This is a genomic window from Marinibactrum halimedae (assembly GCF_021234875.1).
Taxonomy (GTDB): domain Bacteria; phylum Pseudomonadota; class Gammaproteobacteria; order Pseudomonadales; family Cellvibrionaceae; genus Marinibactrum; species Marinibactrum halimedae.
This window is the reverse complement of sequence record NZ_JAJQVM010000014.1, coordinates 1-14608: the sequence shown is the minus strand read 5'-3', so window position 1 is coordinate 14608 and position 14608 is coordinate 1. Positions and strand designations below refer to the sequence as shown.

Sequence of the window (14608 nt, the reverse complement as noted above, 5' to 3'; positions counted from 1 at the left end):
GTATGGAATTAAATATTTCAACACCCAGTGGCACCAGCGGTACAGTTAATGTATCGGAAGTAGCCTTTGGTAAAGAGTTTAACCAAGACTTAGTTCATCAAGCCGTTGTTGCTTACATGGCTGGAGCTCGTCAAGGTACTAAAGCTCAAAAAACTCGTTCAGAAGTTTCTGGTGGCGGTAAAAAGCCATGGCGTCAAAAGGGAACTGGTCGTGCCCGTGCGGGTACTATTCGGAGTCCGATCTGGCGTAGTGGTGGTAAAGCATTTGCTGCTAAACCACGTGATCATGAGCAAAAGCTCAACAAGAAGATGTATCGCGGTGCATTGCGTTGCATTCTGTCAGAGCTGGCTCGTCAAGAGCGTTTGGTTGTTGTTGAAGACTTCTCTATTGAGCAGCCTAAGACAAAATTATTGTTACAGAAGCTTGGTGAGTTCAACTTGAGTGAAGCGCTAATCATTTCTGAGGAAGTTACAGAGTCTTTGTATTTGGCTTCTCGTAACCTTCATAAAGTTGATGTTAGCGATGTCAGTGGTATTAACCCTGTTAGCCTAATCCGCTTTGAAAAGGTTGTTATTACTGTTGCAGCTCTGAAAAAGTTTGGGGAGATCCTGGGATGAACCAAGAACGCATTTATAAAGTGCTGCTAGGCCCTGTGATTTCTGAAAAAGCTGCATCAGCTTCTGAAGCTGGAAACCACGTAGTGTTTAAAGTGGTTGCCGATGCGTCTAAAACAGAGATTAAAGCCGCTGTTGAGCAGCTTTTCGAAGTTAAAGTTGAAGATGTGCGTACATTAAATGTAAAAGGCAAAACCAAGCGTACCCGTCATGGTATGGGTAAGCGCAGTGATTGGAAAAAAGCCTATGTACGCTTAGTAGAAGGTCAAGATATTGATCTTCAAGTGGCTGAGTAAGGGGGGCGACAATGGCTATCTTAAAACGTAAACCGACTTCTCCAGGTCGTCGCTTTGTTGTTAGTGTTGTTAACCCGGACTTACACAAAGGTGCACCTCATGCACCATTGCTTGAGAAAAAGTCTAAGTCAGGCGGCCGTAACAATGCAGGGCGTATTACCACTCGTCATGTGGGTGGTGGTCATAAGCAGCATTACCGTGTTATTGATTTCAAGCGAAATAAAGATGGTATTCCTGCGAAAGTTGAACGCTTAGAGTATGATCCCAATCGCTCTGCCTTCATTGCATTGGTGTGCTACGCCGATGGTGAGCGTCGTTACATTATCGCTCCTAAGTCTCTAAAGGCTGGAGATCGTATCGAGTCAGGTAATGCGGCAGCCATTAAGGTTGGTAACACATTGCCATTGAGAAACATTCCGGTTGGTTCTACGGTGCATTGTGTTGAGCTTAAGCCTGGAAAAGGTGCTCAGCTTGCTCGTTCCGCAGGAACGTCAGTTCAATTAGTTGCCCGTGAGGGTACCTATGCGACTATCCGTTTGCGCAGCGGTGAGATGCGTAAGGTATTGGTCGATTGTCGAGCTACTTTAGGTGAAGTGTCTAACAGTGAGCACAACTTACGCTCATTGGGTAAAGCTGGTGCCTCTCGTTGGCGTGGTGTTCGTCCAACTGTTCGCGGTGTTGCAATGAACCCAGTTGATCACCCACATGGTGGTGGTGAAGGACGCACTTCAGGTGGTCGTCACCCAGTTAGCCCATGGGGTACTCCAACTAAGGGTTATAAAACTCGTACCAACAAGCGTACGAACAAAATGATTGTTCGTCGTCGTGGTCAAAAGTAACACGCGATTAACTATTAAGAGGAAATAGCGGTGCCACGTTCACTGAAAAAAGGTCCTTTTATCGATCTTCATCTACTGAAAAAAGTAGAGACTGCGATAGAAAAGAATGACCGCCGTCCGATTAAAACTTGGTCGCGTCGTTCAATGGTTATGCCTGAAATGGTTGGCCTCACTATCGCTGTACATAATGGTAAGCAACATGTGCCGGTTTTGATCAATGAAGAAATGGTTGGTCATAAGCTTGGTGAGTTTTCCGCGACGCGTAACTATCGTGGACATGCTGCTGACAAGAAAGCTAAGAAGCGCTAAGCGCGAGGGTTGAATGATGGAAGTAGCTGCGAAGTTAAGTGGAGCTCGACTATCAGCGCAAAAGGCCCGTTTGGTTGCCGATCAAATTCGCGGCAAGCACGTGGAAGAAGCGCTTGATATTCTGGCTTTCAGCAATAAAAAAGGTGCTGGCATTATCAAGAAGGTTCTTGAATCTGCAATCGCCAATGCTGAGCACAATGAAGGGGCTGATGTTGATGAGCTCAAAGTATCCACAATTTTTGTGGATGAAGGAATGACGATGAAGCGCATTCGCCCACGTGCGAAAGGTCGTGCAGATCGTATCCTGAAGCGCTCATGTCACATCACCGTTAAAGTAGCCGATCAGTAAGAGACAGACGTTATGGGTCAGAAAGTACATCCGACAGGTATTCGTCTGGGTATCGTTAAAAAGCATACCTCTACTTGGTACGCCGGTAGCGATGCTTATGCGGACAAACTGTACACAGATTTAAAAGTACGTGAGTACTTGCAAAAGAACTTGTCGCACGCGTCTGTCAGTCGAATTGAGATTGAAAGACCAGCCAACACTGCACGTATCACTATCCATACTGCTCGTCCTGGTATTGTGATCGGCAAAAAAGGTGAAGATGTAGAAAAGTTACGTTCAAGCGTTAGCGCAAAAATGGGCGTTCCTGTTCACATTAACATCGAAGAGATTCGTAAGCCGGATCTCGACGCAACCTTGGTTGCGCAGAGTGTTGCTTCTCAGCTGGAGCGTCGTGTGATGTTCCGTCGTGCTATGAAACGTGTTGTTCAAAATGCAATGCGTCAAGGTGCTGAAGGCATCAAAGTGCAAGTAAGTGGTCGTCTTGGCGGTGCTGAAATTGCTCGTACAGAGTGGTATCGAGAAGGCCGTGTACCTCTTCACACTTTGCGTGCTGACATCGATTACGCGACTGCTGAAGCGTCAACCACGTACGGCATCATCGGCGTGAAAGTTTGGATCTTCAAGGGTGAAGTTATCGGCGGGATTGATCAAGTCGAAGAACAGCAACCCAAGAAAAAACGCAATAAATAAGGGGTACGCATAAATGTTACAGCCAAAGCGTACGAAATTTCGCAAAATGCAGAAAGGCCGTAACCGCGGATTAGCTCAACGTGGCTCAAAAGTTAGCTTCGGTGAGTTTGGTCTAAAGGCTACAGGTCGTGGACGAATTACTGCTCGTCAGATTGAGGCTGCTCGTCGTACGATGACCCGTCACATTAAACGTGGCGGAAAAATCTGGATCCGTGTTTTTCCAGATAAGCCGATTACTGAAAAGCCATTGGAAGTTCGTCAAGGTAAAGGTAAGGGTAATGTTGAATATTGGGTTTGCCAAATTCAACCAGGCAAAGTCCTTTACGAAATGGAAGGCGTTAGTGAGGAATTAGCTCGTGAAGCCTTTGAGTTGGCCGCCGCTAAGCTGCCAGTAAGTACAACTTTCGTTAAACGTTCGGTGATGTGATGAAAGCGCAAGAACTTCGCGAAAAAACGGTTGAGGAACTGAACGGTCAATTGATCGAAAAGTTGCAAGAGCAGTTTAAGTTGCGCATGTCCGCTTCAACCGGACAGCTGACTCAAACACACTTGCTGAAGCAGATCCGCCGTGAAATCGCACGTATTAAAACCGTGCTTAATCAGAAAGCAGGTAACTAACAATGGCACAGGCAGAAAAATTGGTTCGCACACTGACCGGTAAGGTTGTTAGCGACAAGATGGAAAAAACCATCACTGTACTGATCGAGCGCCGCGTTAAGCACCCTATTTATGGTAAGTACGTGAGCAAGTCTTCAAAGCTTAAGGCTCATGATGCCAATAATGAGTGCAAGATTGGTGATGTGGTAACTATCGCTGAATCGCGTCCCCTGTCCAAAACCAAATCTTGGGCGCTGGTAAAAATTGAAGAGCGTGCTGCTGAAATTTGATTTCAGAGTACTACAACTACTAGTTTCGGAGAAGGGCGATGATCCAAGCGCAAAGTTATCTCGATGTTGCAGACAACTCTGGTGCGCGTCGTGTTATGTGCATTAAGGTTCTCGGTGGTTCGCATCGTCGTTATGCAGCCGTCGGCGACATTATCAAAGTAACCGTAAAGGAAGCGATTCCTCGCGGTAAGGTCAAAAAAGGCCAAGTTATGAAAGCCGTTGTTGTTCGCACTAAAAAGGGAGTTCGTCGTCAAGATGGCTCTTTGATTAAGTTCGACGATAACGCAGCTGTTCTTCTTAATAACAGTGACGCACCTGTAGGCACACGTATTTTTGGACCTGTGACTAGAGAATTGCGTAGCGAAAAATTTATGAAGATTATTTCTTTGGCGCCAGAGGTGCTTTAAGGCTAACCACCGTAAAGTATACCGGTCAAAGTAAGAGGACGTGTTATGCGTAAAATAAAGTGTGATGACGAAGTGATTGTAATCACTGGTCGAGATTCTGGAAAGAAAGGTAAGGTGCTAAAAATCCTTGCTGACGATCGTTTGATCGTTTCTGGGATTCACATGGTGAAAAAGCACCAAAAGCCGAACCCACAATTGGGGGTTGCTGGTGGCATCATAGAAAAAGAGGCCCCTATCCAGGTTTCTAATGTTGCAATTTACAACAATGCAACTCAGAAAGCTGATCGAGTTGGGTTTAAGGTTCTTGAAGATGGTAAGAAAATCCGCATCTTCAAATCCACCGGCGAAGCCGTAGACGCTTAAGCAGGTTGATAATTATGGCTAATTTGAAAGAACTCTATAAAGCAGAGATCGCGCCAAAGTTAAAAACAGATCTTGGCTTGTCCAATGTTATGGAAGTGCCTCGCATCACCAAAATCACCATTAATATGGGTGTGGGTGAAGCAGTAGGCGACAAAAAAGTATTGGAAAATGCCGTTCGTGATCTGGAAGCAATTGCTGGTCAAAAAGTAGTTGTAACTAAGGCTCGTAAATCTATTGCTGGTTTTAAAATTCGTGATGGCTGGCCAATCGGCTGTAAAGTCACATTACGTTCAGATCGTATGTACGAGTTTTTAGATCGATTGGTTTCGATTGCTATTCCTCGTATTCGTGACTTTCGCGGTATCAGCCCCAAGCAGTTTGATGGTCGTGGTAATTTTTCAATGGGTGTGAGTGAGCAAATCATCTTCCCAGAGATTGATTATGACAAAGTAGACAAGTTACGTGGTTTGGATATTTGTATCACGACTACTGCGCGCACGGACGATGAAGGTCGTGCACTTCTAAAAGCCTTTAACTTCCCGTTGAAAGGTTAGGAGAGGAATCATGGCAAAGAAATCTATGATCGCACGCGACGTTAAACGTGCAAAGCTTGCAGAAAAATACGCTGCGAAACGTGCCAGTTTGAAAGCAATTGTCGCTAACCCTGGTTCCACTGAAGATGAAGTTTGGGAAGCTCAAATCAAGCTTCAGAAGTTACCAAGAGATTCAAGCAAAGTACGTCAGCAAAGGCGTTGTCGTATTACTGGTCGTCCACATGCTGTTTATCGTAAGTTTGGCTTATGCCGAAACAAATTACGTGAAGCAGCAATGCGTGGTGATGTACCAGGCTTGGTTAAAGCAAGCTGGTAAGCTTAGAGAACTCAGGAGTCATTCTTATGAGTATGCAAGATCCGTTGTCAGATATGCTGACACGTATTCGCAACGCGCAGTTGGTAGGCAAGGCAGACGTCTTAATGCCGTCCTCTAAGCTTAAAATAAGCGTTGCAAAAGTTTTACATGAGGAAGGGTACATTTCTGGCTTTGAAGTCAGTGAAGATGCAAAGCCTCAATTGAGTGTTTCACTCAAATATTTCGAAGGTAAGCCAGTCATCGCAGAATTGGATCGCGTTAGCCGTCCAGGTCTTCGTAACTATGCCGGAAAAGACAAGCTTCCCTCTGTAAGAGGTGGTTTGGGCATTGCGATTGTCTCTACCAGTAAAGGTGTAATGACCGACCGAGCGGCTCGTGCAGCAGGCGTCGGTGGTGAAGTGCTTTGCACAGTATTCTAATTGGGAATTTGTCATGTCTCGAGTTGCAAATAGTCCGGTTGAAGTACCTGCTGGTGTGAAAGTTGACCTTAAAGGTCAAGACCTTTCTATCAAAGGCAGCAACGGTACATTGGCGCTGGAAATTCACAACAGCGTAGAAGTATCTTTAGAAGATAACTTGCTCAAATTCGCTGCACGTGATGGTGCCAAGCAGTCTCGTGCTTTAGCGGGAACCATGCGTGCATTAACTAACAACATGGTTGTTGGTGTAAGCAAAGGCTTTGAGAAAAAGTTGGAGCTAAATGGCGTTGGTTATCGTGCTAAAGCCGCAGGCAAAACTGTAAACCTGACATTGGGTTTCTCGCATCCAATCGATTACGCCCTTCCGGAGGGCGTAACGGCCGAGTCACCTAGTCAGACAGAAATTGTACTTAAGAGTGCAGATAAGCAGCTTTTGGGCCAAGTGGCTTCAGAAATCCGTGCTTTCCGTCCACCAGAGCCTTACAAAGGTAAAGGTGTTCGTTACTCTGATGAGTACGTTCGTCGTAAAGAAGCTAAGAAGAAGTAAGGGCTAGGTTATGAGCGTTAAGAAAGATTCTCGTATACGCCGTGCGCGTAGGGCTCGTGCCAAGATCCGTGAGTTGGGTGCAAATCGCCTTTGTGTTTTTCGTACCCCTCGACACATCTATGCACAAGTAATTGCGGCCGAAGGCGGAAAAGTATTGGTTAGTGCTTCTACTGTAGAGAAAGACTTACGTAGTGCAAAGACCGGAAATGCTGATGCTGCTGCAACAGTGGGCAAGCTTGTTGCTGAGCGAGCCAAAGCAGTGGGTATTACTGAAGTTGCATTTGACCGCAGTGGTTATAAATACCATGGACGCATCAAGGCGTTGGCAGACGCCGCGCGTGAAGCTGGTCTTGAATTCTAAAGGTTGAGTTATGGCGAACAACAGAAAAGAAGAGCGCAACAACGGTTCTACCCAACAAGAAGAAGGCTTGCAAGAGAAGCTAGTTGAAGTAAACCGTGTTGCTAAAACTGTCAAAGGTGGACGTATTTTTACATTCACTGCGTTGACAGTCGTGGGCGACGGTAACGGTAAAGTTGGCTTTGGTCGTGGTAAAGCTAGAGAAGTTCCTCAAGCTATTCAAAAAGCCATGGAAGCTGCTCGTCGCAATATGATCAATGTTGAGCTGAATGGTGACACCATCCAGTATCCGACAAAAGGGCGTCATTCAGCATCTAACGTATACATGCAGCCTGCGTCACCTGGTACGGGTGTTATTGCCGGTGGTGCGATGCGTGCGGTGTTGGAAATTGCAGGTGTTCAAAACGTTTTAGCAAAATGCTATGGCTCCACAAACCCTGTTAATGTTGTGCGCGCTACATTCAAGGCACTAAAGCAAATGGCTTCTCCAGAAGCTGTTGCAGCTAAACGTGGCAAGAGTGTTGAGGAAATTTTGAACTGAGCCTAATTGGCTCAGTTTTAATAGGTGAATAAAACCATGGCTAAAAAGACAGTCAAAGTTACTCAAGTGAAAAGCAGCGCTGGCCGCTTGCAAAGCCATAAGGCATGCTTGCTCGGCTTAGGTCTGCGTCGTATTGGCCACACAGTGGAAGTTGAAGATACACCTTCCGTTCGTGGCATGATTAATAAAGTAAACTACTTGGTTCAAGTTGAGGGAGTGTGAGATGCGTTTAAATACTCTGAGTCCTGCTCCTGGACGCATAACCAGCCGTAAGCGTGTTGCTCGTGGTATGGGGAGTGGTTTAGGTAAAACAGCTGGTCGAGGTCATAAAGGTCTTAAGTCTCGCTCTGGTGGTAGTGTGAAGCCAGGTTTTGAAGGCGGTCAGATGCCGCTTCAAAAGCGCTTGCCTAAATATGGTTTTACCTCTCGTATTGGCCGCGTTACCGCTGAAATTCGTCTATCAGAACTTAACAAAGTAGAAGGTGATGTGGTAGATTTGGCCGCTTTGGCTAAAGCCGGTCTTATCACTGCTAACATCAAGCGAGCTAAAGTTTTCCTTTCTGGGGAAATTAATAAGCCTGTAACGGTCAAAGGACTTGCTGTAACTAAAGGTGCTCGCTCTGCTATTGAAGCGGCTGGCGGATCTATTGAAGAGTAGTTTCTTGATATAACTGAGGGGACCCGATGGCGACCGCAGGCAATGTGGCTCTAGGGAATCGAAAAGGATTGGGCGAGCTTTGGGCTCGCCTTCGTTTTCTGTTCTTAGCAATTATTGTGTACAGAATTGGTACTCATATACCTGTTCCTGGTATTGATCCAGAACGCATGGCGAGCTTATTTAATCAGAACCAAGGTACAATTTTGGGAATGATTAATATGTTCTCTGGTGGCGCCTTGGAAAGGATGAGTATTTTAGCGCTGGGTATTATGCCATATATTTCAGCGTCGATTATTATGCAATTAATGACGGCTGTAACACCCTCTTTAGAGCAGTTGAAAAAGGAAGGTGATGCTGGTCGTCGAAAAATTAGTCAGTATACCCGCTATTTAACAGTAGCTCTGGCCACGGTTCAAGCCATTGGTATGTCGGTTGGCCTAGCACAGAGTTATGCTTATAGCGCCGACTTCAGCTTTTATTTTGTTGCTGTGGTTTCGCTTGTTACCGGTGCTGTATTTATGATGTGGCTAGGTGAACAGGTAACAGAAAGAGGTATTGGAAATGGTATTTCCATGCTTATTTTTGCGGGTATTGTTGCTGGATTACCAAGCGCAGTGGGTCAAGCGATAGAAAGTACTCGGCAAGGCGATCTTCATGAGCTCGCTTTGTTAGGTGTTGCTTTACTTGCAGTTGCTGTGATTTGGTTCGTTGTTCGTATGGAACGTGGTCAGCGCAGAATTACAGTTAATTATGCGAAGAGACAACAAGGCCGGAAAGTATTTGCAGCTCAAAGTAGCCATTTGCCGCTTAAAGTAAATATGGCTGGTGTTATTCCGGCAATTTTTGCGAGTAGCATCCTTTTGTTTCCTGCTTCTATTGCTCAATGGTTCGGAAACAGTACTGAAGGTGCGGGTTCCGATTTTTTACAAGAATTGGCATTGGCAATAGGGCCAGGCCAGCCACTTAATTTCATATTATTTGCAGCTTTGATTATCTTCTTCTGCTTCTTCTATACAGCGTTGATGTTTAATCCAAAAGAGGTGGCAGATAATTTGAAAAAATCTCAGGCGTACATACCTGGTATTCGTCCCGGAGATCAAACAGCAAAGTATATTGATAAAGTCCTGACTCGGTTAACGGTAGTTGGTGCCATTTATATTGCGGGAGTATGTTTATTACCTCAATTCTTGGTGGTGGCAACTAATGTTCCATTTTATCTTGGTGGAACATCATTGTTGATTGCGGTTGTTGTTGTCATGGATTTTATGGCACAAGTTCAGTCTCACTTGATGTCTAATCAATATGATTCTTTGATGAAGAAAGCGAATCTTAAAAACTATGGTAGCGGCGTCGCTCGCTGAGTTTAGTTGAGGTTATCATTCGATGAAGGTTAGAGCTTCTGTAAAGAAGATGTGTCGAAACTGCAAAATGGTTCGTCGTAATGGTGTATTACGCGTTATCTGCAGTGCCGAACCACGTCATAAGCAGCGTCAAGGTTAATTTGATGCTCTCGATTTTATGCAAATTCCAATTTGCATAAAGTAGGATTAATTCTTTGTGTAAAAGGGTTTAATCCAGGGGGTATTGACTGTCGTCCAGTGAGAAATCACTGGGCTATTGCTTTGCGGTGTAAATATCGTTATCCTTCTGCGCCCTTTTTTAGTGGGTGCTATTGATGATGTGTTTATGCTGTCAATACCACAAAATTTTCATTATTTGGAGTAACTTAAATGGCTCGTATTGCTGGTGTAAACATACCAGATAACAAGCATGCCGTTATCTCTTTGACTTATGTTTACGGCATAGGTCGCACAACTGCTAAGCAAATTTGTGCAGCTACAGGGATAGCAGAAACGGCGAAAGTAGGTGATCTTTCTGAAGAGCAGATGGACACCTTGCGTGAAGAGGTCGGAAAACGAACAGTCGAAGGTGATTTGCGCCGAGAAGTTTCCATGAGCATCAAACGCTTAATGGATTTGGGCTGTTTCCGTGGTATTCGTCATCGTCGTAATCTCCCTGTGCGTGGTCAGCGTTCTAAAACTAACGCTCGTACTCGTAAAGGGCCACGTAAGCCCATCAAGAAATAAGGCTGGCTGAAATAGTCAGGTTTATCAACCGAATTTAGGATGGAGTTGCTATGGCTAAGCCAAGTAAACAAACCACTCGAAAAAAAGTTAAAAAGACGGTTGTTGATGGTGTTGCACACATTCACGCGTCTTTTAACAATACAATCGTGACGATTTCTGATCGTCAGGGTAATACACTGAGCTGGGCCACCGCTGGTGGTTCTGGTTTTCGTGGTTCTCGTAAAAGTACACCGTTTGCAGCACAGGTTGCTGCAGAGCGTGCTGGCGAAGCTGCTAAAGATTATGGTCTAAAAAACCTAGACGTTGAAGTCAAAGGTCCTGGACCTGGTCGCGAATCTGCTGTTCGCGCCTTGAATAATATTGGTTACAAAATTACCAATATCACCGATGTGACGCCAATACCACATAATGGTTGTCGTCCACCGAAAAAACGTCGCGTGTAAGGGGGCTTGAGAAAATATGGCACGTTATATTGGACCAAAGTGTAAGCTCGCGCGTCGTGAAGGTACTGACCTCTTTTTGAAAAGTGGCGCTCGTCCACTTGACTCAAAGTGTAAGCTTGAAAGTGCGCCTGGTCAGCATGGTGCTCGCAGAGGCCGTTTATCTGATTACGGTGTACAGCTTCGTGAAAAGCAAAAAGTCCGCAGAATCTATGGGCTATTGGAAAAACAATTCCATGCTTACTATAAAGAAGCTGCGCGTATCAAAGGTGCGACAGGTGAGAACCTTCTTAAATTATTGGAAGGTCGTCTCGATAATGTTGTTTATCGTATGGGATTTGGCGCTACACGTGCGGAAGCTCGTCAGCTAGTCTCGCATAAGTCTATTTTAGTAAATGGTTCGGTGGTCAACATTCCTTCGTATCAAATCAAAGTTGGCGATGTGGTATCCATTCGTGAGAAAGCGAAAAACCAACTTCGTATCGCTAACGCGCTTGAGTTAGCAGCTCAAAGAGGCGAGGTTGAATGGGTAGCAGTGAGTGTAGAAAAGAAAGAAGGAACATATAATCGTGTTCCTGATCGTGCTGACCTGCCTGCCGAGATCAATGAAAACCTCATCGTTGAGCTTTACTCTAAGTAAAGTAATTTTCTCTAGAGGGCGTGGCTATGCAAACTGCTGTAAACGAATTTTTAACTCCAAGAACGATTGATGTGACAGAAATCGATCGTAATCATGCAAAAGTGGTTCTTGAACCTCTTGAGCGTGGCTTTGGTCACACTCTTGGTAACGCATTGCGTCGTATCTTACTATCTTCAATGCCTGGTTGTGCTGTTGTTGAAGCAGAGATAGACGGGGTTTTGCATGAATATAGTGCAATTGAAGGTGTTCAAGAGGATGTCATTGAAATTCTTCTTAACCTGAAAGGCATTGCTGTTGTCATGCATGGGAAAGATGCTGCCAGATTGTCAGTATCTAAGCGCGGTCCGGGTGTGGTTACTGCCGGTGATATTCAATTGGATCATGAAGTTGAAATCAAGAACCCTGATCATGTAATTGCTCATGTGACTTCCGATATGGATTTCAACATGAATATCGTTGTCGCTCGTGGTAGAGGCTACCAGCCTGCTGATTCTCGCATTAGCGATGAAGATGAGACCCGAGCCATCGGTAAGCTTCAACTCGATGCGACATTTAGCCCTGTTAAACGTCTTGCTTATACAGTTGAGAGTGCTCGTGTAGAGCAACGTACAGACTTGGATAAGTTGGTACTTGACTTAGAAACTGACGGCACAATTGACCCTGAAGAGGCAATTCGTCGTGGAGCAACCATATTGCAGCAGCAATTGGCCGTATTCGTTGATCTTGAAGGTGAAAAGCAAAGCGAGCCTGAAGAAGAGAAGAATGAGGTTGATCCAACCTTGATGCGTCCGGTAGATGATCTTGAGTTAACAGTGCGCTCTGCGAACTGTTTGAAAGCAGAAAATATCTACTACATTGGTGATTTAATTCAGCGTACAGAAGTTGAGTTGTTGAAGACACCTAACTTAGGTAAGAAATCACTGACAGAAATCAAAGATATTCTTGCGACAAGAGGACTTTCCTTAGGTATGCGTCTTGAAAACTGGCCTCCAGCTAGTTTACGTAACGACGATTAATCTAAGAAAGTTCACCGGAGCAGCGTAAATTAACATTTTATATTGCTGTGATAGCAATAAAAACTGTAGGGATTTAGAGTTATGCGTCATCGTAAAAGTGGCCGAAAACTGAATCGAAACAGCTCTCACCGAAAGGCTATGTTCAGTAACATGACAGTCTCTTTGGTTGAGCATGAGTTGATTAAAACAACATTACCTAAAGCGAAGGAGCTTCGTCGAGTTGCTGAGCCATTGATTACATTGGCTAAAAAAGACAGCGTTGCTAACAGACGCCTTGCTTTCTCTCGGTTGAGAAGCGATGCCGCCGTAGGTAAATTATTTGCTGAACTTGGCCCACGTTATGAGGGACGTCCAGGTGGTTATATTCGCATTTTAAAATGTGGATATAGAACTGGGGATAAAGCGCCAATGGCATATGTTGAGCTTGTTGATCGACCAGTTTCAGCAGAAGCAGTTGAAGAGTAAGTTAACTTGATTACTCTTGAATGAAGAAACCGAGCCTAAGGGCTCGGTTTTTTTTTATGTGTGTATTGTGAATATGTAGTTTGATTTGTGTTTACGCTGATATTTTTATAGCTTTTCAGAGGTTATTTTTATATAAATTAAGCAAGTTGTTTGATTTTTAGTAATTATTGAGATTGAAAAAGCCCTAGTTAGTGGATTGCATATATTCTTATAGTGATTGTGTGAAATCTTGTGGTAATTGTGTGAAATCTTGTGGTAAATCTTAATGGTTAATCCAATAAAATCTAAGGTGTAAGTTAACAGCTCGCTATAGGAGCTTTTAAATATTGAGTTGGTTCGGGTGAGGGGTATCGTACCGGCTAAGTTGGGTTGTAAATACTATTCTTACCTACGTTTTTAATTGCGTTAAGAGAGGAAATGCAATGGATATTAGGTCTAAAGGATTAGTCAAGCCGCATAGTTCACTATTTGCGCTGCTTGCAAGGGTTCTTGATTTTTCCGCAGTATTGCTAGGTGTTGTTGTAACTGCTTTATTTTTTAAAGGCAGTGTTACTCAAGATTATCTTGTTGCAGCATTAGGTAGTGTGGTTTGTTTACAGTTGGCGGCTGAATTTGCAGAGATTTATCGATCTTGGCGTTCAGAGACCATATGGGCAGAAGCAAAGCAAGTGTCTCTCTGCTGGTCGGCCAGTTTCATATTTGCTTTAGCTGTCGGTAGTATGACTCATCTTGAGGATACGCTGTTTTCTTGGCCTCAATTTGCGCAATGGTATTTGTTAACTTTGGTATGTCTGTTGTCGTGGCGTTTGTTAGCTAGATTTCTATTACAGAGGGCTCGTGACAAAGGACATAATACACGCTCCGTGGCAATTGCAGGTAATGGTGCTCTGGCAATCGAAGTTGCCCATAGGCTAGAGAACTGTACTTGGGGTGGATACGTTATTAAAGGGTTTTATGATGATCGCCAAGGAATAAAGGGTGAGTTAGAAGATGTTGATCTAACAGTTCGAGACGCTCACGGTGTTCAGAGAGTGCAAAATTTTGCAGGAGAGTTTTCTGACCTCATAGCTTCTGCCAGGCGAGGTGAAATTGATAAGGTCTATTTGACCTTACCTATGAGAGCTGAAAAACGTATTAAGTGGCTGATTAAAGAGCTCTCTGCGTCTACTGTGTCTGTCTATTTAATCCCAGATGTTTTTATGTTCGATTTACTGCATGCGCGAACAGTAAATTTAAATGGTGTACCGGCAATTGGAGTTGTTGGTGAGCCCAATCGCGGTACCATGTCGATACTTAAGCGCATGGAAGATGTGATTCTTGCTGGATTAATTTTGGCCCTGATCAGTGGTCCGATGCTTTGTATTGCAGCAGCGGTTAAGCTGACTTCAAGTGGCCCCATTTTTTTCAGACAAACGCGTTATGGTTTAGATGGTAAGCCGTTCAAAGTGTGGAAGTTCCGTACCATGACGGTGTGTGAAGACAATAGTGCTCAGATTAAACAAGCTCAAAAAAATGACGCGCGAATTACTCCTTTGGGAGGTTTTTTGCGGCGAACTTCGTTGGATGAACTTCCTCAGTTTATTAATGTTCTTGAAGGAAATATGTCGATAGTGGGCCCTCGCCCACATGCAGTGGCTCATAATGAAATGTATCGCGAACAAATCAGTGGTTATATGTTGCGCCATACAGGGCTCCCTAGTAATAATCACCCAGAAAGAAGAATCTTTGAACGATATTCGTCGTCCGCTGCGGCGGCCACTATGCGCTGTTTGATTCGCCTTTTACTGTCATCATTCGTTTTGAGTAAATTCAG

The 14608-nt window shown here is 44.4% G+C and carries 27 protein-coding genes; all 27 read left to right on the top strand.

Annotated features, from left to right (window positions below; genetic code table 11):
• Positions 1 to 2 precede the first annotated feature (2 nt).
• Positions 3 to 617 (top strand): 50S ribosomal protein L4, encoded by a 615-nt coding sequence (gene rplD / locus LU351_RS09695; RefSeq protein WP_232593875.1) that lies wholly within the window; start codon positions 3 to 5, stop codon positions 615 to 617.
• Entirely contained in the window at positions 614 to 910 is a 297-nt protein-coding gene (gene rplW, locus LU351_RS09690) for a 50S ribosomal protein L23 (protein ID WP_232593874.1), read from the top strand. The genes rplD and rplW overlap by 4 nt, the downstream gene beginning before the upstream one ends.
• 11 nt (positions 911 to 921) lie before the next feature.
• Positions 922 to 1749: a 50S ribosomal protein L2 gene (gene rplB, locus LU351_RS09685; protein WP_232593873.1), complete on the top strand. Its 828-nt coding sequence runs from the start codon at positions 922 to 924 to the stop codon at positions 1747 to 1749.
• Between the two features lie 30 nt (positions 1750 to 1779).
• Positions 1780 to 2058, top strand: a complete 279-nt coding sequence (gene rpsS / locus LU351_RS09680; protein ID WP_232593872.1) for a 30S ribosomal protein S19 — start codon at positions 1780 to 1782, stop codon at positions 2056 to 2058.
• A 16-nt stretch (positions 2059 to 2074) separates the two neighbouring features.
• Positions 2075 to 2407, top strand: coding sequence for a 50S ribosomal protein L22 (gene rplV / locus LU351_RS09675; RefSeq protein ID WP_232593944.1), 333 nt, complete (start codon positions 2075 to 2077; stop codon positions 2405 to 2407).
• A 12-nt stretch (positions 2408 to 2419) separates the two neighbouring features.
• Positions 2420 to 3097: a 30S ribosomal protein S3 gene (rpsC, locus tag LU351_RS09670; protein WP_232593871.1), complete on the top strand. Its 678-nt coding sequence runs from the start codon at positions 2420 to 2422 to the stop codon at positions 3095 to 3097.
• Positions 3098 to 3110: 13 nt separating this feature from the next.
• Positions 3111 to 3524: a 50S ribosomal protein L16 gene (gene rplP, locus LU351_RS09665; protein ID WP_232593870.1), complete on the top strand. Its 414-nt coding sequence runs from the start codon at positions 3111 to 3113 to the stop codon at positions 3522 to 3524.
• Positions 3524 to 3715, top strand: coding sequence for a 50S ribosomal protein L29 (gene rpmC / locus LU351_RS09660; RefSeq protein ID WP_232593869.1), 192 nt, complete (start codon positions 3524 to 3526; stop codon positions 3713 to 3715). Before rplP ends, rpmC begins: the two co-directional genes overlap by 1 nt.
• Positions 3716 to 3717: 2 nt before the next feature.
• On the top strand, positions 3718 to 3984 hold the full coding sequence (gene rpsQ, locus LU351_RS09655; protein WP_232593868.1) for a 30S ribosomal protein S17: 267 nt from the start codon (positions 3718 to 3720) through the stop codon (positions 3982 to 3984).
• A gap of 38 nt (positions 3985 to 4022) precedes the next feature.
• Positions 4023 to 4391, top strand: a complete 369-nt coding sequence (gene rplN, locus LU351_RS09650) for a 50S ribosomal protein L14 (RefSeq protein WP_232593867.1) — start codon at positions 4023 to 4025, stop codon at positions 4389 to 4391.
• A 45-nt stretch (positions 4392 to 4436) separates the two neighbouring features.
• Positions 4437 to 4754, top strand: coding sequence for a 50S ribosomal protein L24 (gene rplX / locus LU351_RS09645; RefSeq protein WP_232593866.1), 318 nt, complete (start codon positions 4437 to 4439; stop codon positions 4752 to 4754).
• A gap of 14 nt (positions 4755 to 4768) precedes the next feature.
• The gene (gene rplE, locus LU351_RS09640; protein WP_232593865.1) at positions 4769 to 5308 is read left to right on the top strand and encodes a 50S ribosomal protein L5; all 540 of its coding nucleotides are present in this window, start codon (positions 4769 to 4771) and stop codon (positions 5306 to 5308) included.
• 10 nt (positions 5309 to 5318) lie between these two features.
• Positions 5319 to 5624, top strand: a complete 306-nt coding sequence (gene rpsN / locus LU351_RS09635) for a 30S ribosomal protein S14 (RefSeq protein ID WP_232593864.1) — start codon at positions 5319 to 5321, stop codon at positions 5622 to 5624.
• Positions 5625 to 5650: 26 nt separating this feature from the next.
• A complete protein-coding gene (rpsH, locus tag LU351_RS09630) occupies positions 5651 to 6043 on the top strand; it encodes a 30S ribosomal protein S8 (RefSeq protein WP_232593863.1) in 393 nt (130 codons plus the stop codon).
• Positions 6044 to 6056: 13 nt separating this feature from the next.
• Positions 6057 to 6590 carry a 50S ribosomal protein L6 gene (gene rplF, locus LU351_RS09625; RefSeq protein WP_232593862.1) on the top strand — a complete coding sequence of 178 codons (534 nt, stop codon included), beginning with the start codon at positions 6057 to 6059 and terminating at the stop codon, positions 6588 to 6590.
• Positions 6591 to 6600: 10 nt separating this feature from the next.
• Entirely contained in the window at positions 6601 to 6951 is a 351-nt protein-coding gene (gene rplR, locus LU351_RS09620; protein ID WP_232593861.1) for a 50S ribosomal protein L18, read from the top strand.
• A gap of 10 nt (positions 6952 to 6961) precedes the next feature.
• Positions 6962 to 7489, top strand: a complete 528-nt coding sequence (gene rpsE / locus LU351_RS09615; protein WP_232593860.1) for a 30S ribosomal protein S5 — start codon at positions 6962 to 6964, stop codon at positions 7487 to 7489.
• Between the two features lie 36 nt (positions 7490 to 7525).
• Complete coding sequence (gene rpmD / locus LU351_RS09610) at positions 7526 to 7711, top strand: 50S ribosomal protein L30 (protein ID WP_232593859.1); 186 nt, start codon at positions 7526 to 7528, stop codon at positions 7709 to 7711.
• A gap of 1 nt (position 7712) precedes the next feature.
• Positions 7713 to 8147, top strand: a complete 435-nt coding sequence (rplO, locus tag LU351_RS09605; protein WP_232593858.1) for a 50S ribosomal protein L15 — start codon at positions 7713 to 7715, stop codon at positions 8145 to 8147.
• Positions 8148 to 8173: 26 nt separating this feature from the next.
• On the top strand, positions 8174 to 9508 hold the full coding sequence (secY, locus tag LU351_RS09600; protein WP_232593857.1) for a preprotein translocase subunit SecY: 1335 nt from the start codon (positions 8174 to 8176) through the stop codon (positions 9506 to 9508).
• Between the two features lie 22 nt (positions 9509 to 9530).
• Positions 9531 to 9647, top strand: a complete 117-nt coding sequence (gene rpmJ / locus LU351_RS09595; protein WP_232593856.1) for a 50S ribosomal protein L36 — start codon at positions 9531 to 9533, stop codon at positions 9645 to 9647.
• Positions 9648 to 9877: 230 nt separating this feature from the next.
• Positions 9878 to 10234, top strand: coding sequence for a 30S ribosomal protein S13 (gene rpsM, locus LU351_RS09590; RefSeq protein WP_232593855.1), 357 nt, complete (start codon positions 9878 to 9880; stop codon positions 10232 to 10234).
• A 50-nt stretch (positions 10235 to 10284) separates the two neighbouring features.
• Entirely contained in the window at positions 10285 to 10677 is a 393-nt protein-coding gene (gene rpsK, locus LU351_RS09585; RefSeq protein WP_232593854.1) for a 30S ribosomal protein S11, read from the top strand.
• Positions 10678 to 10693: 16 nt separating this feature from the next.
• A complete protein-coding gene (rpsD, locus tag LU351_RS09580) occupies positions 10694 to 11314 on the top strand; it encodes a 30S ribosomal protein S4 (RefSeq protein ID WP_232593853.1) in 621 nt (206 codons plus the stop codon).
• Between the two features lie 26 nt (positions 11315 to 11340).
• Complete coding sequence (locus tag LU351_RS09575; protein WP_232593852.1) at positions 11341 to 12330, top strand: DNA-directed RNA polymerase subunit alpha; 990 nt, start codon at positions 11341 to 11343, stop codon at positions 12328 to 12330.
• Positions 12331 to 12411: 81 nt separating this feature from the next.
• The gene (gene rplQ, locus LU351_RS09570; RefSeq protein WP_232593851.1) at positions 12412 to 12795 is read left to right on the top strand and encodes a 50S ribosomal protein L17; all 384 of its coding nucleotides are present in this window, start codon (positions 12412 to 12414) and stop codon (positions 12793 to 12795) included.
• 422 nt (positions 12796 to 13217) lie between these two features.
• The coding region (locus LU351_RS09565; RefSeq protein ID WP_232593850.1) for an exopolysaccharide biosynthesis polyprenyl glycosylphosphotransferase at positions 13218 to 14608 on the top strand (1391 nt) is incomplete at its 3' end.

What these genes read in the sequence shown, in the direction of transcription:
- rplP (WP_232593870.1), top strand. Translation starts at nt 3,111, where the DNA reads ATGTTACAGCCAAAGCGTACGAAATTTCGCAAAATGCAGAAAGGCCGT.
- rpsD (WP_232593853.1), top strand. Translation starts at nt 10,694, where the DNA reads ATGGCACGTTATATTGGACCAAAGTGTAAGCTCGCGCGTCGTGAAGGT.
- rpsH (WP_232593863.1), top strand. Translation starts at nt 5,651, where the DNA reads ATGAGTATGCAAGATCCGTTGTCAGATATGCTGACACGTATTCGCAAC.
- rpmC (WP_232593869.1), top strand. Translation starts at nt 3,524, where the DNA reads ATGAAAGCGCAAGAACTTCGCGAAAAAACGGTTGAGGAACTGAACGGT.
- rplO (WP_232593858.1), top strand. Translation starts at nt 7,713, where the DNA reads ATGCGTTTAAATACTCTGAGTCCTGCTCCTGGACGCATAACCAGCCGT.
- rplF (WP_232593862.1), top strand. Translation starts at nt 6,057, where the DNA reads ATGTCTCGAGTTGCAAATAGTCCGGTTGAAGTACCTGCTGGTGTGAAA.
- rpmJ (WP_232593856.1), top strand. Translation starts at nt 9,531, where the DNA reads ATGAAGGTTAGAGCTTCTGTAAAGAAGATGTGTCGAAACTGCAAAATG.
- LU351_RS09575 (WP_232593852.1), top strand. Translation starts at nt 11,341, where the DNA reads ATGCAAACTGCTGTAAACGAATTTTTAACTCCAAGAACGATTGATGTG.
- rpsQ (WP_232593868.1), top strand. Translation starts at nt 3,718, where the DNA reads ATGGCACAGGCAGAAAAATTGGTTCGCACACTGACCGGTAAGGTTGTT.
- rplN (WP_232593867.1), top strand. Translation starts at nt 4,023, where the DNA reads ATGATCCAAGCGCAAAGTTATCTCGATGTTGCAGACAACTCTGGTGCG.
- rpsE (WP_232593860.1), top strand. Translation starts at nt 6,962, where the DNA reads ATGGCGAACAACAGAAAAGAAGAGCGCAACAACGGTTCTACCCAACAA.
- rplD (WP_232593875.1), top strand. Translation starts at nt 3, where the DNA reads ATGGAATTAAATATTTCAACACCCAGTGGCACCAGCGGTACAGTTAAT.
- rplB (WP_232593873.1), top strand. Translation starts at nt 922, where the DNA reads ATGGCTATCTTAAAACGTAAACCGACTTCTCCAGGTCGTCGCTTTGTT.
- rplV (WP_232593944.1), top strand. Translation starts at nt 2,075, where the DNA reads ATGGAAGTAGCTGCGAAGTTAAGTGGAGCTCGACTATCAGCGCAAAAG.
- rplX (WP_232593866.1), top strand. Translation starts at nt 4,437, where the DNA reads ATGCGTAAAATAAAGTGTGATGACGAAGTGATTGTAATCACTGGTCGA.
- rpsN (WP_232593864.1), top strand. Translation starts at nt 5,319, where the DNA reads ATGGCAAAGAAATCTATGATCGCACGCGACGTTAAACGTGCAAAGCTT.
- rplQ (WP_232593851.1), top strand. Translation starts at nt 12,412, where the DNA reads ATGCGTCATCGTAAAAGTGGCCGAAAACTGAATCGAAACAGCTCTCAC.
- rpsM (WP_232593855.1), top strand. Translation starts at nt 9,878, where the DNA reads ATGGCTCGTATTGCTGGTGTAAACATACCAGATAACAAGCATGCCGTT.
- rplW (WP_232593874.1), top strand. Translation starts at nt 614, where the DNA reads ATGAACCAAGAACGCATTTATAAAGTGCTGCTAGGCCCTGTGATTTCT.
- rplE (WP_232593865.1), top strand. Translation starts at nt 4,769, where the DNA reads ATGGCTAATTTGAAAGAACTCTATAAAGCAGAGATCGCGCCAAAGTTA.
- secY (WP_232593857.1), top strand. Translation starts at nt 8,174, where the DNA reads ATGGCGACCGCAGGCAATGTGGCTCTAGGGAATCGAAAAGGATTGGGC.
- rpmD (WP_232593859.1), top strand. Translation starts at nt 7,526, where the DNA reads ATGGCTAAAAAGACAGTCAAAGTTACTCAAGTGAAAAGCAGCGCTGGC.
- rpsK (WP_232593854.1), top strand. Translation starts at nt 10,285, where the DNA reads ATGGCTAAGCCAAGTAAACAAACCACTCGAAAAAAAGTTAAAAAGACG.
- rplR (WP_232593861.1), top strand. Translation starts at nt 6,601, where the DNA reads ATGAGCGTTAAGAAAGATTCTCGTATACGCCGTGCGCGTAGGGCTCGT.
- rpsC (WP_232593871.1), top strand. Translation starts at nt 2,420, where the DNA reads ATGGGTCAGAAAGTACATCCGACAGGTATTCGTCTGGGTATCGTTAAA.